This is a genomic window from Mesorhizobium sp. C395A, assembly GCF_030323205.1.
GTDB lineage: Bacteria > Pseudomonadota > Alphaproteobacteria > Rhizobiales > Rhizobiaceae > Mesorhizobium.
This window is the reverse complement of sequence record NZ_CP100473.1, coordinates 4,490,667-4,514,446: the sequence shown is the minus strand read 5'-3', so window position 1 is coordinate 4,514,446 and position 23,780 is coordinate 4,490,667. Positions and strand designations below refer to the sequence as shown.

Genomic DNA, 23,780 nt, shown 5'->3' with positions numbered 1-23,780 from the left:
GCTCATGCGGCGCTCCGTTGCCGGCCGTCATCGGCAAGCGATGCCAGGACCATGATGTTTTCTTCGGTCATTTCCGCGCCGGTGACCTCGCCGGTGATGCGTCCCTCGCGTACGATCAGCACCCGGTCGCAGACACCGATCAGTTCCGGCAGTTCCGACGAGATGACCACGATGCCGACGCCGTCGCGCGCCAGCTTGCGCAGGATCCGGTGGATTTCGGCCTTGGCGCCGACATCGACGCCGCGCGTCGGCTCGTCGAGGAAGATCACCTTCGGGTCGACCGACAGCATCTTGGCGATCGCCACCTTCTGCTGGTTGCCACCCGAGAGCGTCGAAACCGGCTGGCCGACATGGCCGCATTTCAGCGACAGCTGCCTGCCGATGGTTTCCGCCCGCTGCTTCTCGCGGCGGTCGTTGATGAGGCCGAAGCGCGTCGAGATCCGATCCACCGCCAGCGCCGAGATGTTGGCGGCGATCGACATGTCGAGGAACAGCCCGTCACCCTTGCGGTCCTCGGAGAGGTAGACGATGCCGGCGGCGATGCTGTCGCCATAATGGGTCAGCGACAGCGGCTTGCCATGCAGGCTGACATTGCCGGTCACCTGACCCTCCAGCCGGCAGATACCCCGAACGATCTCGCTGCGACCGGCGCCGATCAGGCCGCCAATGCCGAGGATTTCGCCCTTGCGCAACTGGAAGCTAATGTCGCGGAAGGTGGTCGTCTCGCAGAGGTTGCTGACCTCGAGCAGAATTTCCTCGGACCGCTCGTCGCCGCGCAGCTTCTCGGGATAGAGGCTGTCGATGACGCGGCCGACCATGGACGCCACCACCTGTTCTGGCGTCGTCGCCGATATGTCGAGCGTGGTGATGTACCGGCCGTCGCGCAGCACCGTGACGCGGTCGCAGTTTTCGAAGATTTCGGCCATGCGGTGCGAGATGTAGATGATGCCGATGCCTTCGCCGGCAAGCTGGTGGATGATCTCGAACAGCTTCTTGGCCTCGCGCTCGGTCAGCGCGGCGGTCGGCTCGTCGAAGATGAGGATGCGGCAATCGAGCGTCAGCGCCTTGGCGATCTCGACCAGCTGCTGCTGGGAGATCGAAAGGCTGCGCACCATCGCGGTCGGATCGATGTTGCCAAGTCGCGCCAGGATGGCTGTCGCACGTTTCTCGAGGTCGCGGTAATTCATCAGCAGCGCCTTGCTGGCGTTGGTGATCGACATGAAGATGTTTTCGGCCACCGAGACATCGGGGCAGAGCGCGATCTCCTGATGAACGAAGCCGATGCCGAGCTTTTGCGCCGCCAGCGGCGAGGGGATCGAAACGGAGCGGCCATCGATCTGGATGTCGCCGCTGTCGGGCGGCAGTATGCCGTCGATCACCTTCATCAACGTCGACTTGCCGGCGCCGTTCTCGCCGGCAATGGCGTGGATTTCGGCGGCGCGCAGCTCGAAACCAACATCGCGCAACGCACGGACAGGGCCGAACGATTTGCGGAGGCCGGATATTTTGAGGAGGGCCGGGATTTCCACTTGTGTGCTCACCTGCTCAGGGAGGGATAAGGCAACCGCGCCGGATGGCGCGATTGCCTGATGGACGCGATTAGCTGGGATCGCGGCCCTGCATGTACTTGTTCAGGTCGAACGAGTCGGCATTCTCCTTGGTGATGACGGCAAAGCCGTTATCGGCGAAGGGGATGCTCATCGGGTTGTGGCCCGACGTCTTGTAGTCGTTGAACGGGTCGATCAGTTCCGGATGCGCCGCCATGAAGGTGGCGACGAAGCCGAGATAACCCTGCATTCCCTGGTTCGGGCTCAGCGCCATGTGGATGTTGCCGGCCTTGATCTGCTCTAGCGTCGCCGGGGTGATGTCGGCGTGCATGATCAGCACCTTGGCCTTGGCTTCGAGAACGGCCGCGACCGCGCCTTCGGCTGAACCGGCTTCCGGAATCCAAAGCGCCTTGAGGTTCGGGTTGGCTTGCAGCATCGAGGCCACCGCCTTGTTGGCGACATTGGCGTCCTGGTTAGAGGCCTGGCGTCCGACCAGCTTCATCTTCGGATAGTTCTTGGCGAGATAGTCGATTAAGGCGGTGACGCGCAGATCGTGGTTGCTCTGGCCGGGGTTCTCAAGCACGCCATATTCGGCGTCGTCGCCGACCTGCTTGACGATCTCCTCGGCGGCAAACTTGGCTTCCGCCAGATTGTCCGAGGTGATGTAGGAGACGCGCTTGGATTTTGGCGAGTCGGCGGCGAAGGTGACGACGGTGGTGCCGTTCTCGATGGCGCGGTTGATCGGCTCGATGAACGGATCGGCCTGCATCGGGTGCAGCAGCACGCCGGCCGGCTTCTTGATCAGATCCTGTTCGAAGGAAGCGATCTGCTTGGCGATGTCATAGTCCGGCGTGCCCGAAAACACTGTCTTGCAGCCCATCGCCGCAGCCGCCTGCTTGAAGCCCTGATAGACCGGCACCCAATAGGGATGCGCGGAGACCATGACGTTCATCACGTAGGTCTCATCCGGCTTGCACTGAAACTTGCTCTCTGCCGACGCTGGCATCGCCAGGGTCAACGTCATCACGGCGGCGCTCAGCGCGCCCACCAGCCCAATCCTGTTCATTCTCTCCTCCGGGTTCCCCGACGATGAAAGCCTCGTCGCATCAGCTTTGCAAGAAATTTCATAAAATGAAATCTCTGGCGGGGTTGAATACGGCGGGATTTGTGCCATGTCAATGATGGCGAACGAAATTTCAGTATGTGAAATATCTTGCAGGTAGAGTGGGGTGGATGCGAAGTCGGCGTTATCGCCAAGCGGTTGCGTCATTAGTGCCCGTGACGAGCGACCTGAACACAGGACGTCCGATCTCGGCGTCTGGATGATTAGGGGGCCAGCTCTGTTTTCTCATCAGATACAATTCTTGCGTGTTGAAGCAACGCCGGAGTTCTCCTATCGTCGCCGCAATTTTCGGGGGAATTCGACATGCCTTTCCTGATTGCTATTCTCGGCGTGCTGGGAGCCGGGGCGTTCTGGTGGTATCGCATGAAGGCCATGAACGAAGCCGCGCGCGAGGTCGCCGACGTCGTCGGCCGCGTCCAGGGCAACATAAGGCGCAAGAAGCTGCGCAAGCAGGCGGCGCTGTCGCCGCTGACGGCGATCGACGATCCGGTGGTGGCGGCGGCAACGCTGATCACCGCACTGGCAGCGGAGCACGGCCCGATCCTGCCGAAGCGTGAAACGGTCATCCGCGAGGTGATCTCGCAGATTGCGGACAACCAGAAGAAGACCGATGAAGCCGTCGTCTACGCCAAATGGGCCGCGGCGCAGATCGACGACCCGACGATCGTCATCGACAAACTGGCGCCCTTCCTGCGCGAGCGCCTCGATCCGCATGAGCGCGAAGATCTGCTGCAGATGCTGGATCGTGTTGCCAAGAGCGGCGAGCAGAGTTTCAAGGTCGCCGACCAACGCATGCTGCGACTGCGGCAGAAGCTGGGTTTCGAGGTCAACTGAGAAACAGCCCGGGCGCATGTCATTCTGGATAGCGAGCGTGGTAGGATCGGCTGCCGCTTACCTTATCGGCTCTACGCCTGCCGGCTATCTGGCGGGGAAACTGCTTAAGGGCATCGATATCCGGGAGCACGGCTCCAAGCCCACCGGTGCGACAAATGTATTGCGCACACTCGGGAAATGGCCAGCATTGGTGGTGCTTCTGGTGGACGTGCTGAAAGGGGCGGCAGCGGTCATCTTTGCCCGTTGGTTTTGTTTCTGGTCTTCCGCAACGCCGCCGTCGGCAATATCTGATATGCCCGTTTGGGCTCCTCGGGTTGTATGCCTGGCCGGACTCGCTGTTTTGCTTGGGCATAGCCGTTCGATCTGGCTGAATTTCACCGGCGGCAAATCGGCTGCGACGGGGTTGGGTGTTTTGTTGGCGATGTCCTGGCCTGTGGGTCTAGGCGCGGCGACGGCATTTGCCGTGGTGTTGGCAGTTTCCCGAATTGTGTCCCTGAGTTCGATGCTGGCGGCGCTCACCGCGATCGCCCTCGTCGGCGGCATGGAACAACCATTGCCCTACCGGTTGCTGGTCATCGCCGGCGGCATCTACGTGATCGTGCGCCACCGCGCCAACATTGCGCGGCTGATGTCAGGAGCCGAGCCGCGTCTATGACAAAGCGGCACTCATTCCCGGTCTAAATCGCCTCACCCTTGAGCAGCCGTGGTGTGCCGTTGGACAACCCCGACGCCTGGCGGATGAAGAACTCCTTCAGCCTGGGCATCCGTTCGACAAGGCCGAGGCCTATGTCGCGGAGCTGGCGCAGCGGGCCGATGTCGTTGGAAAACAGCCGGTTCAGCACATCTGTGGTGACGCCCATCTGCACGGTGTCGAAGCGGCGCCATTGCTGGTAACGCTCGAGCACGTCGAGCGCGCCGATATCCTGTCCCAAGCGATCGGCCTCGACCACCACTTCGGCAAGGGCCGCCACATCCTTGAAGCCGAGATTGAGGCCCTGGCCGGCGATCGGGTGGATGCCGTGCGCGGCGTCGCCGGCAAGTGCTACGCGCGGGGCGACGAAGGCGCGCGCGATGGTCAGGCCGAGCGGCCAGGCGCGCGGCTTGTCGGTGACGCGGATTTCGCCGAGCTTCAGGCCGAAGCGCAATTCAAGCTCCTGCTCGAAGACGAGGTCGTCGCCCGAGACCAGCTTTTCGGCATCCTCGGAACGTTCGACCCAGACCAGCGACGAACGGTTGGTGCCGTCCTCGGTCGGCTTGAGCGGCAGCGTTGCAAACGGGCCGGCCGGCAGAAAATGCTCTTCGGCGCGGCCATTGTGCGGGCGCTCATGCGCCACCGTGCAGACGATGCCGGACTGGCCATATTCCCATTTCACCGTCTTGATGCCGGCCATGTCGCGCAATTTGGAATTGACGCCGTCGGCGGCGACCAGCAGCCGCGCCTCAATCGCCGCGCCGTCGGCCAGATGCACGGTGATGCCGGCGCCATTGCCGTCGAACGATGCGACCGCGACACCTTCGATGATGTCGATGCCGAGCTTTTGCGCGCGGCGGCGCAAGGCGCCGTTCAGGTCCTTGTTGGCGACCATGTGGGCGAACGGTTCGCCCGGCGCGACCTCGCCATCGAAGGTGAGAAACACCGGACGCACCGGATCGGCGGTGCGCGAATCGGTGACGATCATCTCGGTGATCGCCTGCGATTGCCCGACGATTTCCTGCCAGACGCCGAGCTGGTCGAGCATGCGGCAGGCGGCGGCGGCGATCGCCGAGGCGCGGCCATCCTTTTGCCAGACGCCGGGGGGCGCGGCATCGACGACGGCGACAGCCAGGCCCGGCCGCGCCTGTTTCAGCGACACTGCGGCCGCGAGGCCGACATAGCCGGCGCCAGCGACCAGCACGTCGAGCGGGGTTTTTGCGTCCGTGTTGCGGTTCGCCATGTCAATTCCTTTCGAAGTCTCGACCATCCCCGCCCACTGGGGCATTCCGGCCTTGACTGCCCGCCATTCCTGTCGGAAACCGCCATAGCATCTTACGGCGAGGTCACGAAGCATGACGGCGGCCATGGACGAGCTTCTCAGCATTCTCGACCTCGAGCAGCTGGAACACAATCTGTACCGTGGTCGCAGTCCCAAGCTCGACTGGCAGCGCGTTTTCGGCGGCCAGACCATCGCCCAGGCGCTGGTCGCCGCGCAGCGCACCGTCGAGCCCGAGCGCCACGTGCATTCGCTGCACGGCTATTTCATGCGGCCCGGCGACACCAAGGTGCCGATCGTCTACGAGGTCGACCGCATCCGCGATGGCGGCTCCTTCACCACGCGGCGCGTGGTGGCGATCCAGCACGGCCAGGCGATCTTTTCGCTGGAAGCCTCGTTCCAGCAGGATGAGGTTGGCCTTGAGCATCAGCTGCCGATGCCGCGCGACGTGCCGCCGCCCGACAGCCTGTTGTCGCAGCGCGAATTGCTGGGCAAGTTCGGCGAGGCGGTGCCGGACGGCATCAAGCGCTATTGGGAGCGTGACCGGCCGATTGAGATGAAGCCGGTGATGCTGGAGCATTACACCAGCCGCGAAAAGCTGGAGCCGCAGCAGAACATCTGGATCCGCACCACCGGCCCGGTGCCGGCCGACCGCGGCATCCAGGCGGCGGTGCTTGCCTACCTCTCCGACATGACGCTGCTCGACACCTCGACCTTTGCGCACGGCCGCGCCATTTTCGACCGCGACATCCAGGCGGCGAGCCTCGACCATGCGATGTGGTTCCATCGCAGCCATCCGCTCGATGACTGGATCCTATACACGCAGGACAGCCCCTCGACGCAGGGGTCGCGCGGCTTCACCCGCGGCTCGCTGTTTGCCCGCGACGGCACGCTGATCGCCTCGGTTGCCCAGGAAGGCCTGATCCGGCTGAAACGGCCGCCTGCCGAATAGGCATTTTCGAAAAATTGCCTACTTTTTAATCAGTGACTGTCCGTTGACAGTGCGCACCGTGCCGCCGGGACTCGAGCAATCCGTTTATTTACAATGAGTTAACACCCTGCTTCGGCAACTGGCACGGAGCTTGAATCCTGTTGGGCACTCTCCGGGCTTTTTGGGATCGGTGAAGGTGTGCAAACGCGGGGGACCGCAACAGCAAAGGGTGAAACCTTATGAAAATCGTGATGGCAATCATCAAGCCGTTCAAGCTCGACGAGGTGCGCGAAGCGCTCACCGCCGTCGGCATCCAGGGCCTGACCGTCACCGAAGTCAAAGGCTACGGGCGTCAGAAGGGACACACGGAAATCTATCGCGGGGCGGAATACGCGGTCAGTTTCCTGCCGAAAATCAAGATCGAAGTCGCGGTCAGCACAGACCTGGTCGACAAGGCCGTCGAAGCCATCACGGCGGCGGCCAAGACCGGCCAGATCGGCGACGGCAAGATCTTCGTCTTCGGCATCGATCAGGCGGTGCGCATCCGTACCGGCGAAACAGACACCGACGCACTTTGAGCGGCGAACACGTATTCCAATGGAGAGTTCAATGAATATACCTTCCACCTTGAAGTCAGTGGCACGCTCCGCGCTGCTGGGCTCCTTAGCGCTCGGAGCATTGGGCACGGTTGCTGCCTTCGCGCAGGAGGCGGCTCCCGCCGTCGCGGCGGCAGCGCCAGCAGCGCCGGCTTTTACTGTCGACAAGGGCGACACCACGTGGATGATGATTTCCACCGTGCTGGTGCTGTTGATGACCATTCCCGGCCTTGCGCTTTTCTACGGCGGCCTGGTTCGTACCAAGAACATGCTGTCGGTGCTGATGCAGGTCTTCACCATCACCAGCGTGGTCATGATCATCTGGGTCTTCTACGGCTACAGCCTCGCCTTCACCCCGGGCAACGCCTTCGTCGGCGGCCTTTCGAAGATGTTTCTCTCCGGCGTCAACGTATCGACGCTTTCGGAAACCTTCAGCAAGGGCGTCGCCATTCCTGAACTGGTGTTCGTCGTCTTCCAGATGACCTTCGCCTGCATCACGCCCGCCCTGATCGTCGGCGCATTCGCCGAACGCGTCAAATTCTCCGCCTTGATCCTTTTCGTTATCCTATGGGTGACGTTAATCTACTTCCCGATCGCGCACATGGTCTGGTTCTGGGGCGGCCCGAGCGCCTATGCCGACCCGTCCGGCCTGATCTTCAGCTTCGGCGCCATCGACTTCGCCGGCGGCACGGTCGTTCACATCAATGCGGGCATTGCCGGTCTCGTCGGCGCGCTGATGATCGGCAAGCGCATCGGCTACAAGAAGGACATCATGGCGCCGCACTCGATGACGCTGACCATGGTCGGCGCTTCATTGCTGTGGGTCGGCTGGTTCGGCTTCAACGCCGGTTCGAACCTCGAAGCGAACGCCTATGCGGTGCTGGCGATGATCAACACCTTCGTCGCCACGGCGGCGGCGGCAGTGGCCTGGATCGTGCTTGAATCGCTGCTGCGCGGCAAAGCCTCCATGCTCGGCGCTGTTTCGGGCGCGGTCACCGGCCTCGTCGCGATTACGCCGGCTGCAGGTTTTGCCGGCCCGATGGGCGCTATCGTGCTTGGCATCGTCGCCACCTTCGTCTGCTACTTCTTCGTCTCGGTGGTGAAGAACACGTTCGACTATGATGACAGCCTCGATGTCTTCGGCGTCCACTGCGTCGGTGGCATCATCGGTGCGCTCGGCACTGGCATTCTGGTCAATCCCGCCCTCGGCGGCGCCGGCATCGTCGACTATTCGACGGCCGACTTCGCCGCCGGCTATGCCGGCACGGCCACGCAGCTCCTGGCGCAGGGCAAAGGCGTCCTGGTAACTCTGCTGTGGTCGGGCATCGGCAGCGCCATCCTCTACAAGGTTGTCGACTTGATCATCGGTCTGCGTCCGACAGCCGACGCCGAGCGCGAAGGCCTCGACCTGACTTCGCATGGCGAAGCGGCCTACCACTCGTAAGCCTTGCGGGGCGGCTCGGCCGCCCCGCATTCTCCCATCCCGTCGTGACGCTCCCGAAAGGAGTTCACGCTTTGAGGCCCGGGTCATTCCGGGCCTCTCTTTTTGGCAACCGTGCTGGCAGGCCTCGATCCCTGCGCAATCACGTTCTAGTGATGGCCGCCGGCGGGGAGACGTCGACCGGATTGGTTCTGAACTGTTGAGACTGCCTACAGTGGAGTGAGCAAGATCGTGGCTCCGGCTGCCGTATAGTTAATGCGGCCTTAACTTCCCCCCGATAGTCTGACATCCGAATCTGCCGGAGTGCGTCATGCGCCCGGCCAGTCCATGACAGACGGGGAACGAAGCATGCGTTCAGGGGCTTCAGCACCGCTCGCGCTAACCGATACGGGGCACGGCATCCAGGCATTCGCGCGGCGCCAGGTCGGGCGGCTGGTCGGCGCCGGCCTGTTTGCGCTGGTCGCCTTTGGCGTCGCGGCGCTGGCGACCTGGAACGTCGCCGATCCCAGCTTCTCGCACGCCACCGACAACATCGTCACCAACGCCATGGGCTATGCGGGCGCGGTATTCTCCGACCTCGCCATGCAGTTCTTCGGCCTTGCCGCGGTTGCCGCCCTGGTGCCGGCGGTGATCTGGGGCTTTCTTCTGTTTTCGGCGCGCGGCGTCGACAGGCTGCCGAAGCGCGGCCTTGCCTGGTTCGGCTTCGCGCTGCTCGCGGCGGCGATGGCCGGCTGCGTGGTGCCGCCCAAGACGTGGCCGTTGCCGACCGGCCTCGGTGGCGTGTTCGGCGACATGGTGCTCAATATTCCGGGCCTGGTCATTGGCGGCTACCCGACCGGCATCGTTGCCAGCATCATTGCCATGGTGCTCATTGCGCCGGCGCTGTGGCTGTTTGCCTATGGCTCGGCGCTGATTGCGCGCAAGAACGGCTTTGCCGTCATGGAGCGCACCGCGGAGCCCGATCCCCGAGAGGACGACCTGCTCTTCGACGAAGACGACGACGAGGGCGACGAAGGGATACTGGCGCTCGGCGCCATTACCCACTGGTGGCTGTCTTTCCGCGCCTGGATGCATCGCCGGGCTGTGCGCCGCCAGCAGGAGCGCGACGAGTTCGAGCCGGAGATGGAGCAGCGCTCCACCGCATGGCGCCGCGCCGCCGAACGGGTCGAATCGGCGGAATTCGCCGAAGCGCGGATGAGCCCGGATGGCCGCGCCCGCGTCGAGCCGGAATTCTTCGCCGCCATGGTCAATGACCGCAGCGTTTCCGTCGATCCGGACGATGACGACGTCCTCGATGCCGGTTTCGGCAATGGCGACGAGGAGGTCGAACTCGACGACGAGCCGGTCCAGCGCCGTGCCGCGCCGAACGCCAAGGTGCAGAACTTCCGGTCAGATGCGGCGACCCGCGTCGCCGCACCTGCGCCGCGTCCCGCTCCCGGCGCGCGCGTCCAGCGCGAGGCGCAGACCTCGCTGATCGGCTCGGAAACATTCGAAATGCCGTCGCTGCATTTCCTGTCGGAGCCGAAGAACGTGGTGCGCGACGCCAGCCTGTCCAAGGACGCGCTGGAGCAGAATGCGCGCCTGCTCGAAGGCGTTCTGGAGGATTTCGGCGTCAAGGGCGAGATTATCGCGGTACGGCCCGGCCCCGTCGTCACGCTCTATGAACTGGAACCGGCGCCCGGCATCAAATCGTCGCGCGTCATCGGCCTGTCCGACGACATCGCCCGCTCGATGAGCGCGATTGCCTGCCGCGTCGCCGTGGTGCCCGGCCGCAACGCCATCGGCATCGAATTGCCGAATGCCAAGCGCGAGACCGTCTATCTCCGGGAGATCCTGGCCAGCCGCGATTTCGAGACGACCAAGTCCAAGCTGGCGCTGGCGCTGGGCAAGACCATCAATGGCGAGGCGGTGATCGTCGACATCGCCAAGATGCCGCATGTGCTGGTCGCAGGCACCACCGGCTCCGGCAAGTCCGTCGCCATCAACACGATGATCCTGTCGCTGCTCTACAAGCTGACGCCGCAGGACTGCCGGCTGATCATGATCGACCCGAAGATGCTCGAACTTTCCGTCTATGACGGCATCCCGCACCTTCTGACGCCGGTGGTCACCGACCCGAAGAAGGCCGTGGTGGCGTTGAAATGGACGGTGCGCGAGATGGAGGACCGCTACCGCAAGATGTCCAAGGTCGGCGTGCGCAACATCGACGGCTTCAACGCGCGCGTGCAGTTGGCTGAAAAGAAGGGCGAAAAAATCTCGCGCACCGTGCAGACCGGCTTCGACCGCCAGACCGGCGAGGCGATCTACGAGACCGAGAACCTCGATCTCGAGCCAATGCCCTACATAGTGGTCATCATCGACGAGATGGCCGATTTGATGATGGTCGCCGGCAAGGACATCGAAGGCGCGGTGCAGCGCCTGGCACAAATGGCGCGCGCGGCCGGCATCCATGTCATCATGGCGACGCAGCGTCCGTCGGTCGACGTCATCACCGGCACCATCAAGGCCAATTTCCCGACCCGTATCTCCTTCCAGGTGACGTCGAAGATCGACAGCCGCACCATTCTGGGCGAGCAGGGCGCCGAGCAGCTGCTCGGCATGGGCGACATGCTGTACATGGCCGGCGGCGGCCGCATCCAGCGCGTGCACGGCCCGTTCGTCGCCGACGACGAGGTCGAGAAGATCGTCGCCCATCTGAAGCTGCAGGGCGTGCCCGAATATCTCGACGCCATCACCGAGGATGACGGCGAGGACGATGACGAGCCGTCGGGCAAGGGCGGCGCTGGCGGTGGCGGCAACAGCAATTTCGAGGATTCCGACGATCCCTACGACCAGGCGGTCTCGGTCGTGCTGCGCGACGGCAAGGCGTCGACCAGCTATATCCAGCGCCGGCTCGGCATCGGCTACAACCGCGCCGCCTCGATCATCGAGAAGATGGAGAAGGAAGGCATTGTCGGCCCGGCCAACCATGCCGGCAAACGCGAAATCCTGGTGCCGACCGAGGACGACAAGTTCTGATCAGCCGATACGGCCCGGCGGCAACCTTGAACCTTTTGGCGCGTTACAGCGACTGAGCGCTGTCCGGCCCGCCAAACTTAAGTCTAACTGGGGGTCCACCGACTGCAACGAGACACACACCACACGAGAGTGACCGGCATGAAAAACGATCTTTCCGCGATCAGCGATTTCGCTCCAAACCGTCGCCAGTTGCTCGGCCTTGGCCTGATGCTTGCCGGCGCCGCGGCCATCAACGTCGTGCCGGGGTTCCAGCTCTTGGCCTCGGCGCAGGCGGCAGTGCCGCCGACGGCGCAAAAGATCGCCGACCATTTCTCCTCGGTCAAATCGATGAGCGGCGAGTTCGTCCAGTTCGGCCCCAACAACCAGCAGACCGGCGGCAAGTTCTTCCTTGAGCGGCCAGGCAAGATTCGCTTCAACTATGACGGCAAGTCGAATTTCCGGGTGATTTCCGACGGCAAGTCGGTGGTCATCCTCAATAAGCGGCTGAAAACGTCCGATCTCTATCCGTTGTCGAAGACGCCGCTGAAGCTGTTGCTCGACACCAAGATCGACCTCTCGGGGGGCCGCGTGAAATCGATCAAGGAAGAGAGCGACCTCACCACCATCCAGCTTGCCGACAAGTCGGTGTTCGGCAATTCGAAGATCACTATGATGTTCGATCCGAAATCCTATGATCTGCGCCAGTGGACCATCACCGACGCGCAGGGCAAGGACACCACGGTGATGATCTACAACACCAAGGAAGGCGTCAGCTTCCCTGCGGACACCTTTGCCATCGACTATGCGGCGAACCGCGAGCTGAACACCAACCAGCGCTAGATGCGGTGAGGCCGGCCTGCCAATGGCGATCTCCTGCGCTTCCGGTGCTCACGTGGTTTAAGTACGCTCCGCTCCGGTTCTCGGAGACCGCCATTCGACTCGGCCTGACCTGAATCAGAGCCGCCGCCCGCAAAGGCTGGCTTGTGTTTGTGGCGCTAGGCTGGCAGTAGATCGGCGACCTTGTTCGGACCGCCGCATGCCCTTCTCCATCGCCACCTGGAACATCAACTCCGTGCGCCTGCGCATGCCGATCGTCGAGCGGCTGCTGACGGAGCAGGCGCCCGATGTGCTTTGCCTGCAGGAGACGAAGGTTCCCGACGAGCTGTTTCCGGAAAAGGCGTTCCGCAAGGCCGGCTACGAGCACATCGCATTCCATGGCCAGAAGGGCTATCACGGCGTTGCGACGGTGGCGCGGCGGCCGATCGAGATTGTCGAGAAACGGCGCTTCTGCGAGATCGATGACAGCCGGCATCTGTCGGTCAAGGTGCAGGCCGGCGGCAAGGCAATCCTGGTCCACAATTTCTACGTGCCGGCCGGCGGCGACGAGCCCGATCCGGAGATCAACCGCAAGTTCCGCCACAAGCTCGATTTCGTTGCCGAGATGAACGCCATCCGCGCCGCGCATGACGAGGTGTCGGCCTCGATCCTGGTCGGCGACCTCAACATCGCTCCGCAGGAGCACGATGTCTGGTCGCACAAGCAATTGCTCAACGTCGTCAGCCACACGCCGGTCGAGACGCAAAATTTCGACGCGATGCGGATCGCCGGCGACTGGGTCGACCTGATGCGGCTCGACGTGCCCCCAGAGCAGAAGCTCTACACCTGGTGGAGCTATCGCGCGCGGGACTGGGAAGCCTCGAACCGCGGCCGCCGGCTCGACCATGTCTGGTCGTCACCGAACCTGGTGCCGAGCTTTGCCCGCTATGAGATCCTGCGAGAGGCGCGTGGCTGGGAGCGGCCCTCGGACCATGTGCCGGTGATTGCGCGGTTCGACCTGGATTAGGCGTGCCGATATTCAGGTGAGGCCGGCCTGCAATGGCCGATACCTGCGCTTCCGGTGCGTACTTTGAGTACGCCCCGCTCCGGTTCTCGGTATCAGCCATTTTCGACTCGGCCTGACCTGAATCTCGACACACCCAAGCGTCAGCGCGGTCGCGGGGACCTACCCGCCAAACCTTGGCGCCAGCTTCTCGATGCGGGCGATCATGGCTTGGAAATCATCGAGGATGCGCTGGTGCAGTTTCACCGCCACCTCGGGATATTCCTCCAGGATGCGGCGAAACATCTTGCGGCTCAACCTTATCACTTCCGAATCGGTCTCGGCCGAGGCGCTGGTCAGCCGTCTTGAGTCGGCGATCAGCGCCAGTTCGCTGAGGATCGTGCCGGGGCCGGCGGTGCCGATCGGGATGCGGTCGCCATCCTGCTCCCGGTAGAGCACGATGCGGCCACTGACCACGATATAGGCTGAGTCGGCTTCGTCATCCTCGCGGTACAGCTTGCGGTCGGCCTGCAGATGGGTGGCTTCGGCGCCGAAGGCGAGCAGGCGCAGCTGTTCCTGCGTGAAACCCTCAAAGAGCTTCACGGCGGACAGGATGCGGATGTCGTCATCCAGCGCCATCTCTAGCTGCGTCCCCGAACGGTCAGTCCAATCCCTCCCTTAGAGCGCCGCGTGTCCAATTGAACGCGCAAAGGACGCTCTAACACTTCAATCTGCGCAACGGGCCGATCCAGGCTCCCCCAGCCGGATCCTCCCCGAAACAGTCCCGCCCCGACCGCTTATCGAACAATGAAAAGTTTAAGGAACCAGCTTGTAGCCGCCGCTTTCTGTCACAAGAATTTCAGCATTGGAAGGATCGCGCTCGATCTTCTGGCGCAGCCGGTAGACGTGAGTTTCCAGCGTGTGCGTGGTGACGCCGGAATTGTAGCCCCACACTTCCTCGAGCAGGACGTCGCGCGTCACCACCTTCTGGTCGGCTCGATAGAGATATTTGATGATCGAGGCTTCCTTCTCGGTCAGCCGCACCTTGCCGCCGCGCTGGTCGATCAGAAGCTTCTGGCTGGGCTTGAACGTGTAGGGCCCGACCGAAAAGGTGGCGTCCTCGCTCTGCTCGTGCTGGCGCAGTTGTGCGCGTATGCGGGCGAGCAGCACGGCGAAGCGGAACGGCTTGGTGACATAGTCGTTGGCGCCGGCCTCGAGGCCCAGAATTGTGTCGGAATCGGTATCGTGGCCGGTCAGCATGATGATCGGCGCCTTGTAGCCGCCCTTGCGCAGGATCTTCACCGCCTCGCGGCCATCCATGTCGGGCAGTCCGACATCCATGATGAGCAGGTCGATGAGCCCGCCGCGCGCCGCGGCGACGCCTTTGGCGGCGGTCGCTTCCTGCAAGACGTCGAATTCTTCGTAAAGGGCCAGTTGCTCGACGAGGGTTCCGCGCAGGTCGTCATCATCGTCAACGATCAGAATGGTACGTGATGTCATGGATCAATCCATTGTTTTGAAAAGAATTTTCAGTTGACCGCCTCCCATTTATGCGGAAGCTGACCGGCGCAACAGTCCGATCACAGTGATTTGTTCCGTGACACGATCATACAAGAAAAAACGCGATCGCAATGCAGCCGGCGCAATTTTGCCGAAAAGGCTGCGTGTGCTGGTGGTTCGGGCGAGGCCGGGCAACCCCAGCCAGGGGATATTGCAGGCCGGCAGCAAGGTGTTTGCCTGTGCGCTCGGACGCGGCGGCATCTCGGCCAATAAGCGCGAAGGCGACGGTGCGACGCCGCTTGGCGAGATGCGGATTTTGTCAGGATATTTTCGGGGCGATCATTTCGCGGCCGGCCGCAAAACCCAGCTGGCGATGGCGCCGATCGGCGCCGATCTCGGCTGGTGCGAGGTGCCGGACGACCGCAACTACAACCGGCCGGTGAAAATCCCCTATGGCGCCAGCCATGAGCGAATGCGGCGCGACGACCGCCTCTATGACGCCTGCCTTGTGCTCGACTGGAACATGGCGCCGCGCCGGCGCGGCCGCGGCAGCGCCATCTTCTTCCATCTGGCGCGCCCAGGCTTCACACCGACGCAAGGCTGCGTGGCGGTGACAGCGCGGACAATGGCGCGGCTGTTGCCGCTGGTGTCGGACCGGACGGTGGTGAGGGTGGTGAGGTAGGGAGTAGGGAGTAGGGAGTAGGGAGTAGGGAGTAGGGAGTAGGGAGTAGGGAGTAGGGAGTAGGGAGTAGGGAGTAGGGAGTAGGGAGTAGGGAGTAGGGAGTAGGGAGTAGGGAGTAGGGAGTAGGATGGTCTCGGCGTCGTTTCAATCCTTCACTACTCACTACTCACTACTCACCATTGCCTAACGCCTTCTCGGCTTCTGCCACCCAGTGTCCAGCAATCCAAGCCGGCCGAGTTCCCGGTCCACGGCCCGCGTCACGTCCTTGCGCTGCGCGCCGACATCGCGCAGTTGGCGATCCGAAAGGTCCTCCACGTCCTGGCGCGGCAGGTTGATGGCGACTTTCGCCTGGCGAAGCCAGTCCGTTACGGCATGCAACCAGTTCGAGCGAGCTGCTGGCGAGTTCAAAACGAAGATGGACATGATGCGCTCCGTGTTCCGCCGGATATCAAATCCGGCTTGATGGTGTTTCGATGGATGCATCATGCCGCATTGAAATCCATGCGAGAAACGAGTAGTTCTTTTCGGATCGTCAAGTTTTATTTGAGGATACGGTGATGTCCCGTCTGTTGCCCGGAACGCGCGCGCTGAGGACTCTGGAAGCCGCCGCCCGCCACCTCAATTTCACCCGCGCTGCCGACGAGCTCGGGCTGACGCCGGCGGCGGTCAGCCACCAGATCAAGGAAATCGAGGATCAGCTCGGGCTGGTGCTGTTCACGCGAACCAGTCGTACCATCCGGTTGACCGAGGCAGGTACGGTGCTGTTCGAGGCCTCGATCGATGCGCTCGACCTGCTCAACCGGGCGGTGTCGCGGGCGCGCAAGCTGACGCGCGGCACGGCATTGCTGAAGGTGACGCTCGACGCGCAGTTCGCGTCAAAATGGCTGATGCGGCGCGTCGACGATTTTCGCAAACTTCAGCCCAGTATCGAGCTGAGGTTCGACATCGGCTACGAAGTGCGCGATTTCGAACTCGACGACGTCGATGTCGGCATCCGGTTCGGGGTCGGCAAGTATCCGGGGCTTCGCGCCCATCGCCTGTTCGACAACATCCTCATTCCGGTGTGCAGCCCGAGCCTGCTGACCTCCGGCCCGCCGCTGCGCGAACCGCGCGACCTCTTCAACCACACGCTTGCCCATATCGAATGGTCGCGCCAAGGCGTGACATGGCCGAACTGGCGCATGTGGATGGCGGCGGCCGGCATCAACGATTTCGACGACAGTCGGACTATCGTGTTTGGAACCTCTACCGATGCCGTGCAGGCGGCGCTCGACGGCAATGCCGTGGCGCTCGCCGAGTTCGCCATGGTGGCAAACGACCTTTCCCAGGGAAGGCTGGTGCAGCCCTTTGAACTCGGTCTGCGCGTGGGGCCGGAGTTCGGCTACTTCCTGGTCTATCCCGAGAGCACTGCCAACGATCCGCGCATCATCGCTTTCCGCGAATGGATCCTCGACGAAGTCGCCAGGACGCAGACCTGACGACTTCTGCAGGCCTCAGCTGGCGACGACCGGCGCCCCGAACCAGCCGATCACCGCGCCGATGATCAACAGCACGCCGAGCCAGTGGCCGCCGTCGATCAGGGTCAGGTCCCAGCCGAAATTCTCATAGCGATGGTTGGCCATCAGCGTCGTGGCGACGAAACCCAGCCAGAGGACGAAGCCGAAGACCAGCCCTGCGACAAGGACCGGCTCGCCGCCGGTCATCGCGCCGACGACCAAGGCCAAGACCAGCGCCATGATCAGCTCGGCGATGAAGGAGATGATGAAGGGCAATATGGATTTCTTTGACGTTGACGGATCGATCCTGGCCGCCCTCACCCAAGGCTTGCTGAGGGCCGTGTACCAGACGGCGCCAAACAGCCACGCCGCGACGGCCGCGACAACCACCGCCAGCCAGTTCACCACTGAAAAATCCATAAAGTCCTCCCCTCAAGCATGCAGCCCAAAGCCTGACGGTTCTGGGATAACGACATGCGTATTCTTCAAATCAATGCGCGATGGAACGCCTGTTCGGCAATGCCGTCAAGCGAAGCGCCACACCGTGGTGCGCTTGACCAGGGCGTCCTCCAGCGCCCGCGTCACCGCCACTTCGTAGACTGCGAGCGGCTCCAGTCCCGCCTTCGGCATGTAGGAGCGGCCCGGATCGCCGACGAGGATGTCAGCGCCGCGCGCCTTCAGTGTCGAAAACCACGGCATCAGCGTGTCGGCGAAGGGTTTGTCGTAGAAGACGTCGCCCGCCAGCACCACGTCCCAGCCGGCGTCGGTGCCGATGCAGTCCGTGCCGCAAAACTCGATGGCAACGCCGTTGGCCTCGGCATTGAGGCGGATCGCCGTTTCGCAGAACGGGTCGATGTCGGCGGCGATCACGTGCGCCGCACCCGCCTTGGCGGCGGCGATGGCGACAAGGCCGGAGCCGGAGGCGAAGTCGAGCACGCGTTTGCCCCGCACATCCGACGGATTGTCCAGCACGTAACGGGCAAGGCCCTGACCGCCGGCCCAGGCAAAGGCCCAAAACGGCGGCGGCAGGCCGATTTCGATCAGCTCGTTCTCCGTGCGCTGCCAGAGGTCATGCGCTTCGTCGGCAAGATTGACGACAATCTCCGGCACATGCGGCGGCGACATAAGCGCCGTGTTGTCGAGAATGAACTTTTTCGCGCTGTTCGGCGTGAGGACCCTCACGGAGCCGGCGTCAGGCCGCCCATGCGGCAGACTTCCTTCCATTCGGCCGGCGTCACCGGCTGTACGGAAAGCCGTCCAAGCCGCACCAGAGCCATCTCGGCGAGTTTCGGATTGGCCTTGACCTGTTCCAGCGTCGGCGGGTTCGGCACATCCTTGAAGGCTCGGATGTCGACGCATTCCCAGCGCGGATCGTCGGTGCTGGTATCCTGATGGGCAAGCGCGCAGACCTCGGCAATGCCGACGACGTTCAGCCCCTCATTGGAGTGATAGAAGAAGCCGAGATCGCCGATGTGCATCGCCTTCATGTTGTTGCGCGCTGCATAGTTGCGCACGCCGTCCCACTGCGTGCCGGCCTTGCCCTTGGCCTTCAGCGCCTCGAAGGAGAAGACCGAAGGTTCGGATTTGAACAGCCAGTAGTTCATGTCTTTGCTCCAACTACTATTTTTTTGCGCAATTCCGGACGGAAACCCGTTACACACTTTTCCTGGGATCGCTCTAGGCGCCGTCGGAACTAACTAACCGCCGGCTTGTTGAAGGTCCAGTTCCACTGGCGGATTTCGACACTTTCGAACAGCCCGGCCTTGGCATAGGGGTCGGCAGCCGACAGCGCCTGCGCACCGGCGAGATCGGGCGCTTCGACGACGACGAGGCTGCCGTTGGGCTTGCCTTCGGCGTCGAGGAACGGGCCGGCAAAGGCCAGTTTGTTGTCGGCGTTCAGGCCTTCGAGAAAGGCGACGTGGACCGGCCGCGTATCGACCCGCACCTGCAGGCTGCCCCGCTTGTCCTTGCAAATCAACGCAAACAGCATTTTTAAAACTCCGTTTCGGGATTGCGACAACAGCTCGCTTGAACTGCCGAAATCGCGGTTTTGCTTTTATGCTGGCTTCGGGTCAATGCCAAATGACGATCTCTCGACGGATTGAATCTCCGCTATGGCTCAAGCCAAGGCGTTGAAATAGTTGACAGTCCTGGGTTGATGAAAATCACAAACGCAACCCGCTTCGCCGAAAGAGTGGACGAAGGCGACAGGCTGCGTCGCGCACCACAACAGCGCACCAGCTTTGCTTGCCGCCGCCTATAAATACACTACCGAGTATTTCGTAAATTCAAAAATAATCAATTTTCGATACGCAACACTCCAGCAAGTCAATTGTGAAATGGGCTGGTCTGCTCAGAACGCCTGAATAGAGGTCGCAATGGAGAGCATCGCGCGCAACACGACGGTTCGGATCGACGACGTCGCGCTTGCTTTCACGGCCGGCATGGGGACCGAGCGTGTTCTCGTCTCTGCAATCATTCCTTGCCTGAACGAGGAACTGACGCTCGGCATTTGCATTCGCAAAGCCTTCAATGCCTTCTCGATGCGCGGCGTCAAGGGGGAAGTCGTCGTTGGCGACAATGGATCCGCGGACAAGTCGGTGGAGATTGCGCAAAAGCTGGGAGCGCGGGTCGTTCATCAGCCGGTAAAGGGCTATGGCGCGGCAATCAGTGCCGCGGTCGAAGCGGCCGAAGGCAAATATCTCATCATGGCGGATGCCGATGATTCCTACGATTGGAGCCAGCTCGGCGATTTCGTCGATGCGTTGGAACAGGGTGCGGAACTTGTGATGGGCGACCGGTTCGCCGGCGGGATCCAGCCGGGCGCCATGCCATCGTTGCATCGCTACCTCGGCAATCCTGTCCTTTCCACCATCGCTCGCTGTTTGCACAACTCTCCGGTCCGCGACTTCCATTGCGGCATGCGCGGTTTCACGCGCGAGGCATTTCTAAAAATCGGCGCGCGCTCGCCAGGGATGGAATTCGCTTCGGAAATGATCATCAATGCGCATCGCGCTGGGCTCGCCATTCGTGAAGTGCCGATCAAGCTCTACCCCGACAAGCGCAACCGCGCGCCGCATCTGCGTTCCTTCCGGGACGGTTGGCGACATCTGCGGCTGATCATAGCCCATGCGCCCGATACCATGTATCTCGTGCCTGGGCTGACCTTGTTGATCGCTGGCATTGCCGGCCTTGCCGTTCTCGCGGCTGGGCCTGTTCGCATCGGCGGATGGTACTTTGGAATTCACTTCGTCGCGCTTTCGGCCATGGCGACGTTGATTGGCCTTTCAGCGATCCTGTTCGGTATGCTGGCAAAGGTGGCAATCGCCATCTACCACCCGGTCTACAGCGGTCGAATTGTGCCGTGGCTGACGCGCGGCCGGCCTTTGGAATGGCTGGTTTTTTCCGGTGGCGTACTCGCGGCAACCGGCTTCGCGGCCGATGTGTCACTCGCGCTACATTGGATTCTTGTTGGCGGCCCCATGGAGCAATCGGTGCACCTGACCTTTGTAGTCACCACCATCTGCGTGGCCGGCATGTCGATGGTGCTGTCCGGCTTCGTGCTCAAATTGCTGCTTGATACGTTGAGTAGCAGACGTGAGCTCTAGCCCTCCAGCAGCCTTGCGAGCGGAAATTCAAGCGGCAAGCCGCGCGGCCGCAAAGCCTTTTCTGTCGGTTGTCATGCCGGTCCATGACGGGGCGGCATGGATTGGAGCGACACTTGACTCGCTTGCTGCAGAGCCGAGCGATGGCCTGGAGATAATCATTATCGACAGCAGCCCGACAAACGCTACTTCCGCCATTGTCGAGCGATTTCTCCACCGGCCGGCCTTCGGGCTGCTGCGGCGAAAGGATCTAGCGCCCTGGCAGTCGAAGACCAATCTGGGCGTTGAGCTGGCCGCCGCCGACTATGTCTGCATACTCCACCAAGACGACCTTTGGTTGCCCGGGCGCATCGAGGCCACGCGACGCTGGCTCGAGGACCTGCCCGAAGCAGCGCTTCACTTGGCCCCGACTGCGATCGTCGACCGCCACGGCCGGGGAATGGGATGCTGGAACTGTCCCTTGCCGAGCGACAAGGTGCTCGAATCCGACTTCTTGCTGGAACGGCTTCTCGTACAGAATTTCGTGTCCGTGCCTGCTCCGATATTTCGTCGGAATGCGTGGCTGGCATGCGGGGGTATGGATGAGAGGCTCTGGTATACGGCTGATTGGGATATATGGGCGAAGCTCGCCGTTGCCGGACCCGTCATTTATCACCAGGAGATAACCACGGCCTTCCGGGTTCATGGCGATTCGCTGACCGTAACCGGATCGCGCGATGCGAACGAATTCCGTTCGCAAATGCAGACTGTCCTGGAGCGCCATTTGGACCGGCTTTCGGCGCGCAGCCGGCGCCGGATCGAATCTGCTGCTCGGGCATCGATCAGCGTTAATGTGTCGCTGGCGGCTGCGTCAGCCGGCGACTTGAAGGCCTTGCTTCGAGCCGCTCGTATTATGCTGTCGCTCGGGCCGACGGGATTGAGGCGCTATTTGCGCGATTCGCGGCTGCGTGAGCGTGTCATGTGCCGGCTTCGCGCGAAACTGACAGGAGCTTTCTGAGGCGATGTCCAGCTCTGTCAGGATCGCCGACATCCAAGTGGACCAGAGCGAAAGACCGCTTCTGGAACGGGGACGGCGGTACATTGTGGTGGGAGCGATATGCGCAATTGCGCACAATGTCATCATGATTACGGTCGATCAGCTGGGCAGGCACTACCTGCTGGGCATCATGATTTCATTCCTGGCGGTGACGCCGACCGGCTACGCTCTGCACAGCTGGTTCACCTTCGGCAAACCGCTGCGCTTCAAGGCATTTGCGCGTTTTGCGGCAGGCGTGGCTGCGGCCTACCCGATCTCGGTAGCCATGATGGTGCTTCTCTGTTCCTGGCTTGGCCTTGGTGTTGCGATCGCGTCTCCGATCGCCACCGTGGCGTTACTCATCTGGAACGTTGTGGTTGCGCATTTGGCTATCTTGTCACGGTTCAGTCTACGGTCCGCCACCGCGCCGACAGCATCTCGCTCAACCACACGACAATTTTCCGGAAACGAGGAATAAGAATGCTACCGCCAGGTCAGATCATGCGCAGGGCTCTTGGCCGCCATTTCAAGCCGGTCGGAGACGTCTACCGTCGCGTTTTCGTCAATCTCAATGCAATCGCGGATTTTCTCGATCGCGAATTGCCGAACGGCGCGAAGGTTTTGGATATCGGCGGCGGCGATGGAGCGCTCGTCGACCGGCTGCTCGATCGGCGCCCCGACCTGAGGATTACGATGTGCGATCTCGCCCCTTCGATCGGTGCGTTTCTAAGCAACGCAAATCGGGCGAAGGTCGAACTTCTGCCCGCGACGGACCTTTCCAGCGTGCAAGGGTCTTACGATGTCGTCACGATTTCCGACGTCATTCATCATGTACCGGTGGATCGGCGCGAGGCGTTCTTCAAATCGCTGGCCAACAGTTGCGAACGCTGGGCCTGCCGGAAGATTATCCTCAAGGACATCGAGCCTGGTGGAATACGCGCCACCTTGTCGCTTCTTGCGGACCGGCACATTACCGGAGACAAGCATGTCGTCTTGTTTTCGCGTTCGGACTTCGCGGCCATGGCAAAGCGGCATTTCCCGACGGCAAAGAGAGTATCGGCATCACCGGACCGGCCGAATTATTGTGAACTGCTCAGCTGGTAGCAGATGGGTGGATCCCGGCGTGTCACGAGGCGGTAAGCGCGGATCAACGACACGCTATTTGGTCGCGATGGTGCTGAGCATGCTGGCGATCCGGTGACTCTCCGGGCGATCGACCAGAAATTTATCGATAAACTTCAACGGGAATGTCAGCGTCAGGATTGCGGCTTTCGCTATCATGTAGCGGGTTCGGTTCTCTCGACCGATAACAACGCCGATATATTCCGAAAGGATGTTGACGATCGCGCTTGTCGGTCCTTGATGCGTCTGGACCTCCACCCTTGCGAACCGCTGCAGAAGCTGCTCGATCCCATCCTTTGTGAAGTTGCAGTAGTGGGCGGGATAGCCGTGATAGGGGAACAAGAAAGGGTTGATGCAGAGCAGCGTTCCGCCCGGCTTCAGGACACGGAACACTTCATCGACGACCGCTGCCGGATTGGGAACATGCTCGATCACGCTGTCCAGAATGACGACGTCAATGGAATCGCTCGCAAGCGGCGTGTGCTCGACATTAGCAACCAGATCGACGTTCGGGGTGGGGAACAGGTCAATGTTGAGGACATCGGGGCGGACGCGCCGTGCGCCGGAGCCGAACTCCACGACCATCGAGCCCTGAGGTATCGACGCAAGAAACGAATTCAGCGTGTCGTGAGGTGAATATTCGCTGGTGATGACCTGCTTCAGCGAATTGTACATTCGGGCGCGCGTGCTGGTACCGTCATACGCCTCTTTATGGAAGCTAGCGTCGAAGCCCTCCCTCACCGCCGACTCGACAAAGAACGGAACGCCTTTGTGCACGGGATAGGCGGCAGGGCAAGATTCGCAGGTCAAGGCAGCCGGGCTTGTGCCAAGCCTGGAATAGCAGACTGGGCAGACGAGGCCCGATGCCATCTTGGGTTGTAGCACGCGATGTCCTTTCAAGCCTCCGCATTGTCGCAGAAGGCTGGCTGCCGTGTTTGAACATAACCCTTCTTAACAAGCAAAAGGCTAACAGCGGCTAAAGTCCGCTGCGTATAGACAGGCTGGAGCGGAGCGCTGCAAGAATCCGAAGCGCGACGGCTTCAGTTCCGCACAGTCTCGGAAAATTAACCGCGGTGGAACCATGCTTCGCCAAGCGGAGCTG

General features: G+C 62.0%; 25 protein-coding genes. 14 read left to right on the top strand and 11 right to left on the bottom strand.

The features are described from left to right. Window positions 1–2: 2 nt before the first annotated feature. Window positions 3–1,529, bottom strand: a complete 1,527-nt coding sequence (locus NLY37_RS22040) for a sugar ABC transporter ATP-binding protein (protein ID WP_023742134.1) — start codon at window positions 1,527–1,529, stop codon at window positions 3–5. A gap of 70 nt (window positions 1,530–1,599) precedes the next feature. Then, a complete protein-coding gene (locus tag NLY37_RS22035; RefSeq protein ID WP_050587743.1) occupies window positions 1,600–2,571 on the bottom strand; it encodes a substrate-binding domain-containing protein in 972 nt (323 codons plus the stop codon). A 402-nt stretch (window positions 2,572–2,973) separates the two neighbouring features. On the opposite strand from NLY37_RS22035, the gene NLY37_RS22030 reads away from it, so the two are divergent. Then, the gene (locus NLY37_RS22030) at window positions 2,974–3,504 is read left to right on the top strand and encodes a hypothetical protein (protein WP_023706709.1); all 531 of its coding nucleotides are present in this window, start codon (window positions 2,974–2,976) and stop codon (window positions 3,502–3,504) included. A 16-nt stretch (window positions 3,505–3,520) separates the two neighbouring features. Next, on the top strand, window positions 3,521–4,159 hold the full coding sequence (gene plsY / locus NLY37_RS22025) for a glycerol-3-phosphate 1-O-acyltransferase PlsY (protein WP_031246262.1): 639 nt from the start codon (window positions 3,521–3,523) through the stop codon (window positions 4,157–4,159). A 22-nt stretch (window positions 4,160–4,181) separates the two neighbouring features. Here the strand turns inward: plsY and NLY37_RS22020 are convergent, their stop codons facing one another. Further along, the gene (locus NLY37_RS22020; RefSeq protein WP_023705021.1) at window positions 4,182–5,438 is read right to left on the bottom strand and encodes a ubiquinone biosynthesis hydroxylase; all 1,257 of its coding nucleotides are present in this window, start codon (window positions 5,436–5,438) and stop codon (window positions 4,182–4,184) included. Window positions 5,439–5,550: 112 nt separating this feature from the next. Here NLY37_RS22020 and tesB point away from each other — a divergent pair, with 112 nt between their 5' ends. From tesB to xth, 6 genes are all read left to right on the top strand, one after another. Beyond that, complete coding sequence (gene tesB, locus NLY37_RS22015; RefSeq protein WP_023705020.1) at window positions 5,551–6,426, top strand: acyl-CoA thioesterase II; 876 nt, start codon at window positions 5,551–5,553, stop codon at window positions 6,424–6,426. Between the two features lie 218 nt (window positions 6,427–6,644). After that, a complete protein-coding gene (locus tag NLY37_RS22010; RefSeq protein WP_023670499.1) occupies window positions 6,645–6,983 on the top strand; it encodes a P-II family nitrogen regulator in 339 nt (112 codons plus the stop codon). A 31-nt stretch (window positions 6,984–7,014) separates the two neighbouring features. After that, window positions 7,015–8,445, top strand: coding sequence for an ammonium transporter (locus NLY37_RS22005; protein WP_023670498.1), 1,431 nt, complete (start codon window positions 7,015–7,017; stop codon window positions 8,443–8,445). 345 nt (window positions 8,446–8,790) lie between these two features. Further along, window positions 8,791–11,460, top strand: coding sequence for a DNA translocase FtsK (locus NLY37_RS22000; RefSeq protein WP_023742135.1), 2,670 nt, complete (start codon window positions 8,791–8,793; stop codon window positions 11,458–11,460). Window positions 11,461–11,598: 138 nt separating this feature from the next. After that, entirely contained in the window at window positions 11,599–12,279 is a 681-nt protein-coding gene (locus NLY37_RS21995) for an outer-membrane lipoprotein carrier protein LolA (RefSeq protein WP_023670496.1), read from the top strand. A 196-nt stretch (window positions 12,280–12,475) separates the two neighbouring features. Then, on the top strand, window positions 12,476–13,282 hold the full coding sequence (xth, locus tag NLY37_RS21990; RefSeq protein ID WP_023742136.1) for an exodeoxyribonuclease III: 807 nt from the start codon (window positions 12,476–12,478) through the stop codon (window positions 13,280–13,282). Between the two features lie 159 nt (window positions 13,283–13,441). Here xth and NLY37_RS21985 read toward each other — a convergent pair whose 3' ends face one another. Continuing rightward, entirely contained in the window at window positions 13,442–13,897 is a 456-nt protein-coding gene (locus NLY37_RS21985) for a cyclic nucleotide-binding domain-containing protein (protein WP_023730228.1), read from the bottom strand. Window positions 13,898–14,074: 177 nt separating this feature from the next. Further along, complete coding sequence (locus NLY37_RS21980) at window positions 14,075–14,758, bottom strand: response regulator transcription factor (RefSeq protein WP_023670493.1); 684 nt, start codon at window positions 14,756–14,758, stop codon at window positions 14,075–14,077. 145 nt (window positions 14,759–14,903) lie between these two features. Here NLY37_RS21980 and NLY37_RS21975 point away from each other — a divergent pair, with 145 nt between their 5' ends. Further along, on the top strand, window positions 14,904–15,440 hold the full coding sequence (locus NLY37_RS21975) for a L,D-transpeptidase family protein (protein ID WP_245264527.1): 537 nt from the start codon (window positions 14,904–14,906) through the stop codon (window positions 15,438–15,440). A gap of 183 nt (window positions 15,441–15,623) precedes the next feature. Here NLY37_RS21975 and NLY37_RS21970 read toward each other — a convergent pair whose 3' ends face one another. Continuing rightward, complete coding sequence (locus NLY37_RS21970; RefSeq protein ID WP_023670491.1) at window positions 15,624–15,863, bottom strand: hypothetical protein; 240 nt, start codon at window positions 15,861–15,863, stop codon at window positions 15,624–15,626. Window positions 15,864–15,997: 134 nt separating this feature from the next. Here NLY37_RS21970 and gcvA point away from each other — a divergent pair, with 134 nt between their 5' ends. Beyond that, window positions 15,998–16,918 (top strand): transcriptional regulator GcvA, encoded by a 921-nt coding sequence (gene gcvA / locus NLY37_RS21965; RefSeq protein WP_023683901.1) that lies wholly within the window; start codon window positions 15,998–16,000, stop codon window positions 16,916–16,918. Between the two features lie 15 nt (window positions 16,919–16,933). Here the strand turns inward: gcvA and NLY37_RS21960 are convergent, their stop codons facing one another. The 4 genes from NLY37_RS21960 to NLY37_RS21945 form a co-directional block, all read right to left on the bottom strand. Continuing rightward, on the bottom strand, window positions 16,934–17,356 hold the full coding sequence (locus NLY37_RS21960) for a DUF1761 domain-containing protein (protein ID WP_023742137.1): 423 nt from the start codon (window positions 17,354–17,356) through the stop codon (window positions 16,934–16,936). Between the two features lie 105 nt (window positions 17,357–17,461). Then, window positions 17,462–18,160 (bottom strand): class I SAM-dependent methyltransferase, encoded by a 699-nt coding sequence (locus NLY37_RS21955; RefSeq protein ID WP_084558985.1) that lies wholly within the window; start codon window positions 18,158–18,160, stop codon window positions 17,462–17,464. After that, complete coding sequence (locus NLY37_RS21950) at window positions 18,115–18,540, bottom strand: EVE domain-containing protein (RefSeq protein ID WP_023742139.1); 426 nt, start codon at window positions 18,538–18,540, stop codon at window positions 18,115–18,117. The genes NLY37_RS21955 and NLY37_RS21950 overlap by 46 nt, the downstream gene beginning before the upstream one ends. A gap of 89 nt (window positions 18,541–18,629) precedes the next feature. After that, window positions 18,630–18,926, bottom strand: coding sequence for a YciI-like protein (locus tag NLY37_RS21945; RefSeq protein ID WP_023742140.1), 297 nt, complete (start codon window positions 18,924–18,926; stop codon window positions 18,630–18,632). A gap of 388 nt (window positions 18,927–19,314) precedes the next feature. On the opposite strand from NLY37_RS21945, the gene NLY37_RS21940 reads away from it, so the two are divergent. The 4 genes from NLY37_RS21940 to NLY37_RS21925 are packed head-to-tail and all read left to right on the top strand — an operon-like array spanning window position 19,315 to window position 22,660. Beyond that, entirely contained in the window at window positions 19,315–20,544 is a 1,230-nt protein-coding gene (locus NLY37_RS21940; protein ID WP_023742141.1) for a glycosyltransferase family 2 protein, read from the top strand. Continuing rightward, window positions 20,534–21,538 (top strand): glycosyltransferase, encoded by a 1,005-nt coding sequence (locus NLY37_RS21935; RefSeq protein WP_023742142.1) that lies wholly within the window; start codon window positions 20,534–20,536, stop codon window positions 21,536–21,538. Before NLY37_RS21940 ends, NLY37_RS21935 begins: the two co-directional genes overlap by 11 nt. A gap of 4 nt (window positions 21,539–21,542) precedes the next feature. Continuing rightward, a complete protein-coding gene (locus NLY37_RS21930) occupies window positions 21,543–22,034 on the top strand; it encodes a GtrA family protein (protein WP_031246265.1) in 492 nt (163 codons plus the stop codon). Between the two features lie 2 nt (window positions 22,035–22,036). Beyond that, on the top strand, window positions 22,037–22,660 hold the full coding sequence (locus NLY37_RS21925; protein ID WP_023742144.1) for a class I SAM-dependent methyltransferase: 624 nt from the start codon (window positions 22,037–22,039) through the stop codon (window positions 22,658–22,660). Between the two features lie 54 nt (window positions 22,661–22,714). On the opposite strand, the gene NLY37_RS21920 is transcribed toward NLY37_RS21925, so the two are convergent. Next, window positions 22,715–23,563, bottom strand: coding sequence for a methyltransferase domain-containing protein (locus tag NLY37_RS21920; RefSeq protein WP_156933942.1), 849 nt, complete (start codon window positions 23,561–23,563; stop codon window positions 22,715–22,717). Window positions 23,564–23,780 lie beyond the last annotated feature (217 nt).

What these genes read in the sequence shown, in the direction of transcription:
- NLY37_RS22035 (WP_050587743.1), bottom strand. Translation starts at nt 2,571, where the DNA reads ATGACGTTGACCCTGGCGATGCCAGCGTCGGCAGAGAGCAAGTTTCAG.
- NLY37_RS22030 (WP_023706709.1), top strand. Translation starts at nt 2,974, where the DNA reads ATGCCTTTCCTGATTGCTATTCTCGGCGTGCTGGGAGCCGGGGCGTTC.
- plsY (WP_031246262.1), top strand. Translation starts at nt 3,521, where the DNA reads ATGTCATTCTGGATAGCGAGCGTGGTAGGATCGGCTGCCGCTTACCTT.
- NLY37_RS22020 (WP_023705021.1), bottom strand. Translation starts at nt 5,438, where the DNA reads ATGGCGAACCGCAACACGGACGCAAAAACCCCGCTCGACGTGCTGGTC.
- tesB (WP_023705020.1), top strand. Translation starts at nt 5,551, where the DNA reads ATGACGGCGGCCATGGACGAGCTTCTCAGCATTCTCGACCTCGAGCAG.
- NLY37_RS22010 (WP_023670499.1), top strand. Translation starts at nt 6,645, where the DNA reads ATGAAAATCGTGATGGCAATCATCAAGCCGTTCAAGCTCGACGAGGTG.
- NLY37_RS22005 (WP_023670498.1), top strand. Translation starts at nt 7,015, where the DNA reads ATGAATATACCTTCCACCTTGAAGTCAGTGGCACGCTCCGCGCTGCTG.
- NLY37_RS22000 (WP_023742135.1), top strand. Translation starts at nt 8,791, where the DNA reads ATGCGTTCAGGGGCTTCAGCACCGCTCGCGCTAACCGATACGGGGCAC.
- NLY37_RS21995 (WP_023670496.1), top strand. Translation starts at nt 11,599, where the DNA reads ATGAAAAACGATCTTTCCGCGATCAGCGATTTCGCTCCAAACCGTCGC.
- xth (WP_023742136.1), top strand. Translation starts at nt 12,476, where the DNA reads ATGCCCTTCTCCATCGCCACCTGGAACATCAACTCCGTGCGCCTGCGC.
- NLY37_RS21985 (WP_023730228.1), bottom strand. Translation starts at nt 13,897, where the DNA reads ATGGCGCTGGATGACGACATCCGCATCCTGTCCGCCGTGAAGCTCTTT.
- NLY37_RS21980 (WP_023670493.1), bottom strand. Translation starts at nt 14,758, where the DNA reads ATGACATCACGTACCATTCTGATCGTTGACGATGATGACGACCTGCGC.
- NLY37_RS21970 (WP_023670491.1), bottom strand. Translation starts at nt 15,863, where the DNA reads ATGTCCATCTTCGTTTTGAACTCGCCAGCAGCTCGCTCGAACTGGTTG.
- gcvA (WP_023683901.1), top strand. Translation starts at nt 15,998, where the DNA reads ATGTCCCGTCTGTTGCCCGGAACGCGCGCGCTGAGGACTCTGGAAGCC.
- NLY37_RS21960 (WP_023742137.1), bottom strand. Translation starts at nt 17,356, where the DNA reads ATGGATTTTTCAGTGGTGAACTGGCTGGCGGTGGTTGTCGCGGCCGTC.
- NLY37_RS21955 (WP_084558985.1), bottom strand. Translation starts at nt 18,160, where the DNA reads ATGGAAGGAAGTCTGCCGCATGGGCGGCCTGACGCCGGCTCCGTGAGG.
- NLY37_RS21950 (WP_023742139.1), bottom strand. Translation starts at nt 18,540, where the DNA reads ATGAACTACTGGCTGTTCAAATCCGAACCTTCGGTCTTCTCCTTCGAG.
- NLY37_RS21945 (WP_023742140.1), bottom strand. Translation starts at nt 18,926, where the DNA reads ATGCTGTTTGCGTTGATTTGCAAGGACAAGCGGGGCAGCCTGCAGGTG.
- NLY37_RS21940 (WP_023742141.1), top strand. Translation starts at nt 19,315, where the DNA reads ATGGAGAGCATCGCGCGCAACACGACGGTTCGGATCGACGACGTCGCG.
- NLY37_RS21930 (WP_031246265.1), top strand. Translation starts at nt 21,543, where the DNA reads ATGTCCAGCTCTGTCAGGATCGCCGACATCCAAGTGGACCAGAGCGAA.
- NLY37_RS21925 (WP_023742144.1), top strand. Translation starts at nt 22,037, where the DNA reads ATGCTACCGCCAGGTCAGATCATGCGCAGGGCTCTTGGCCGCCATTTC.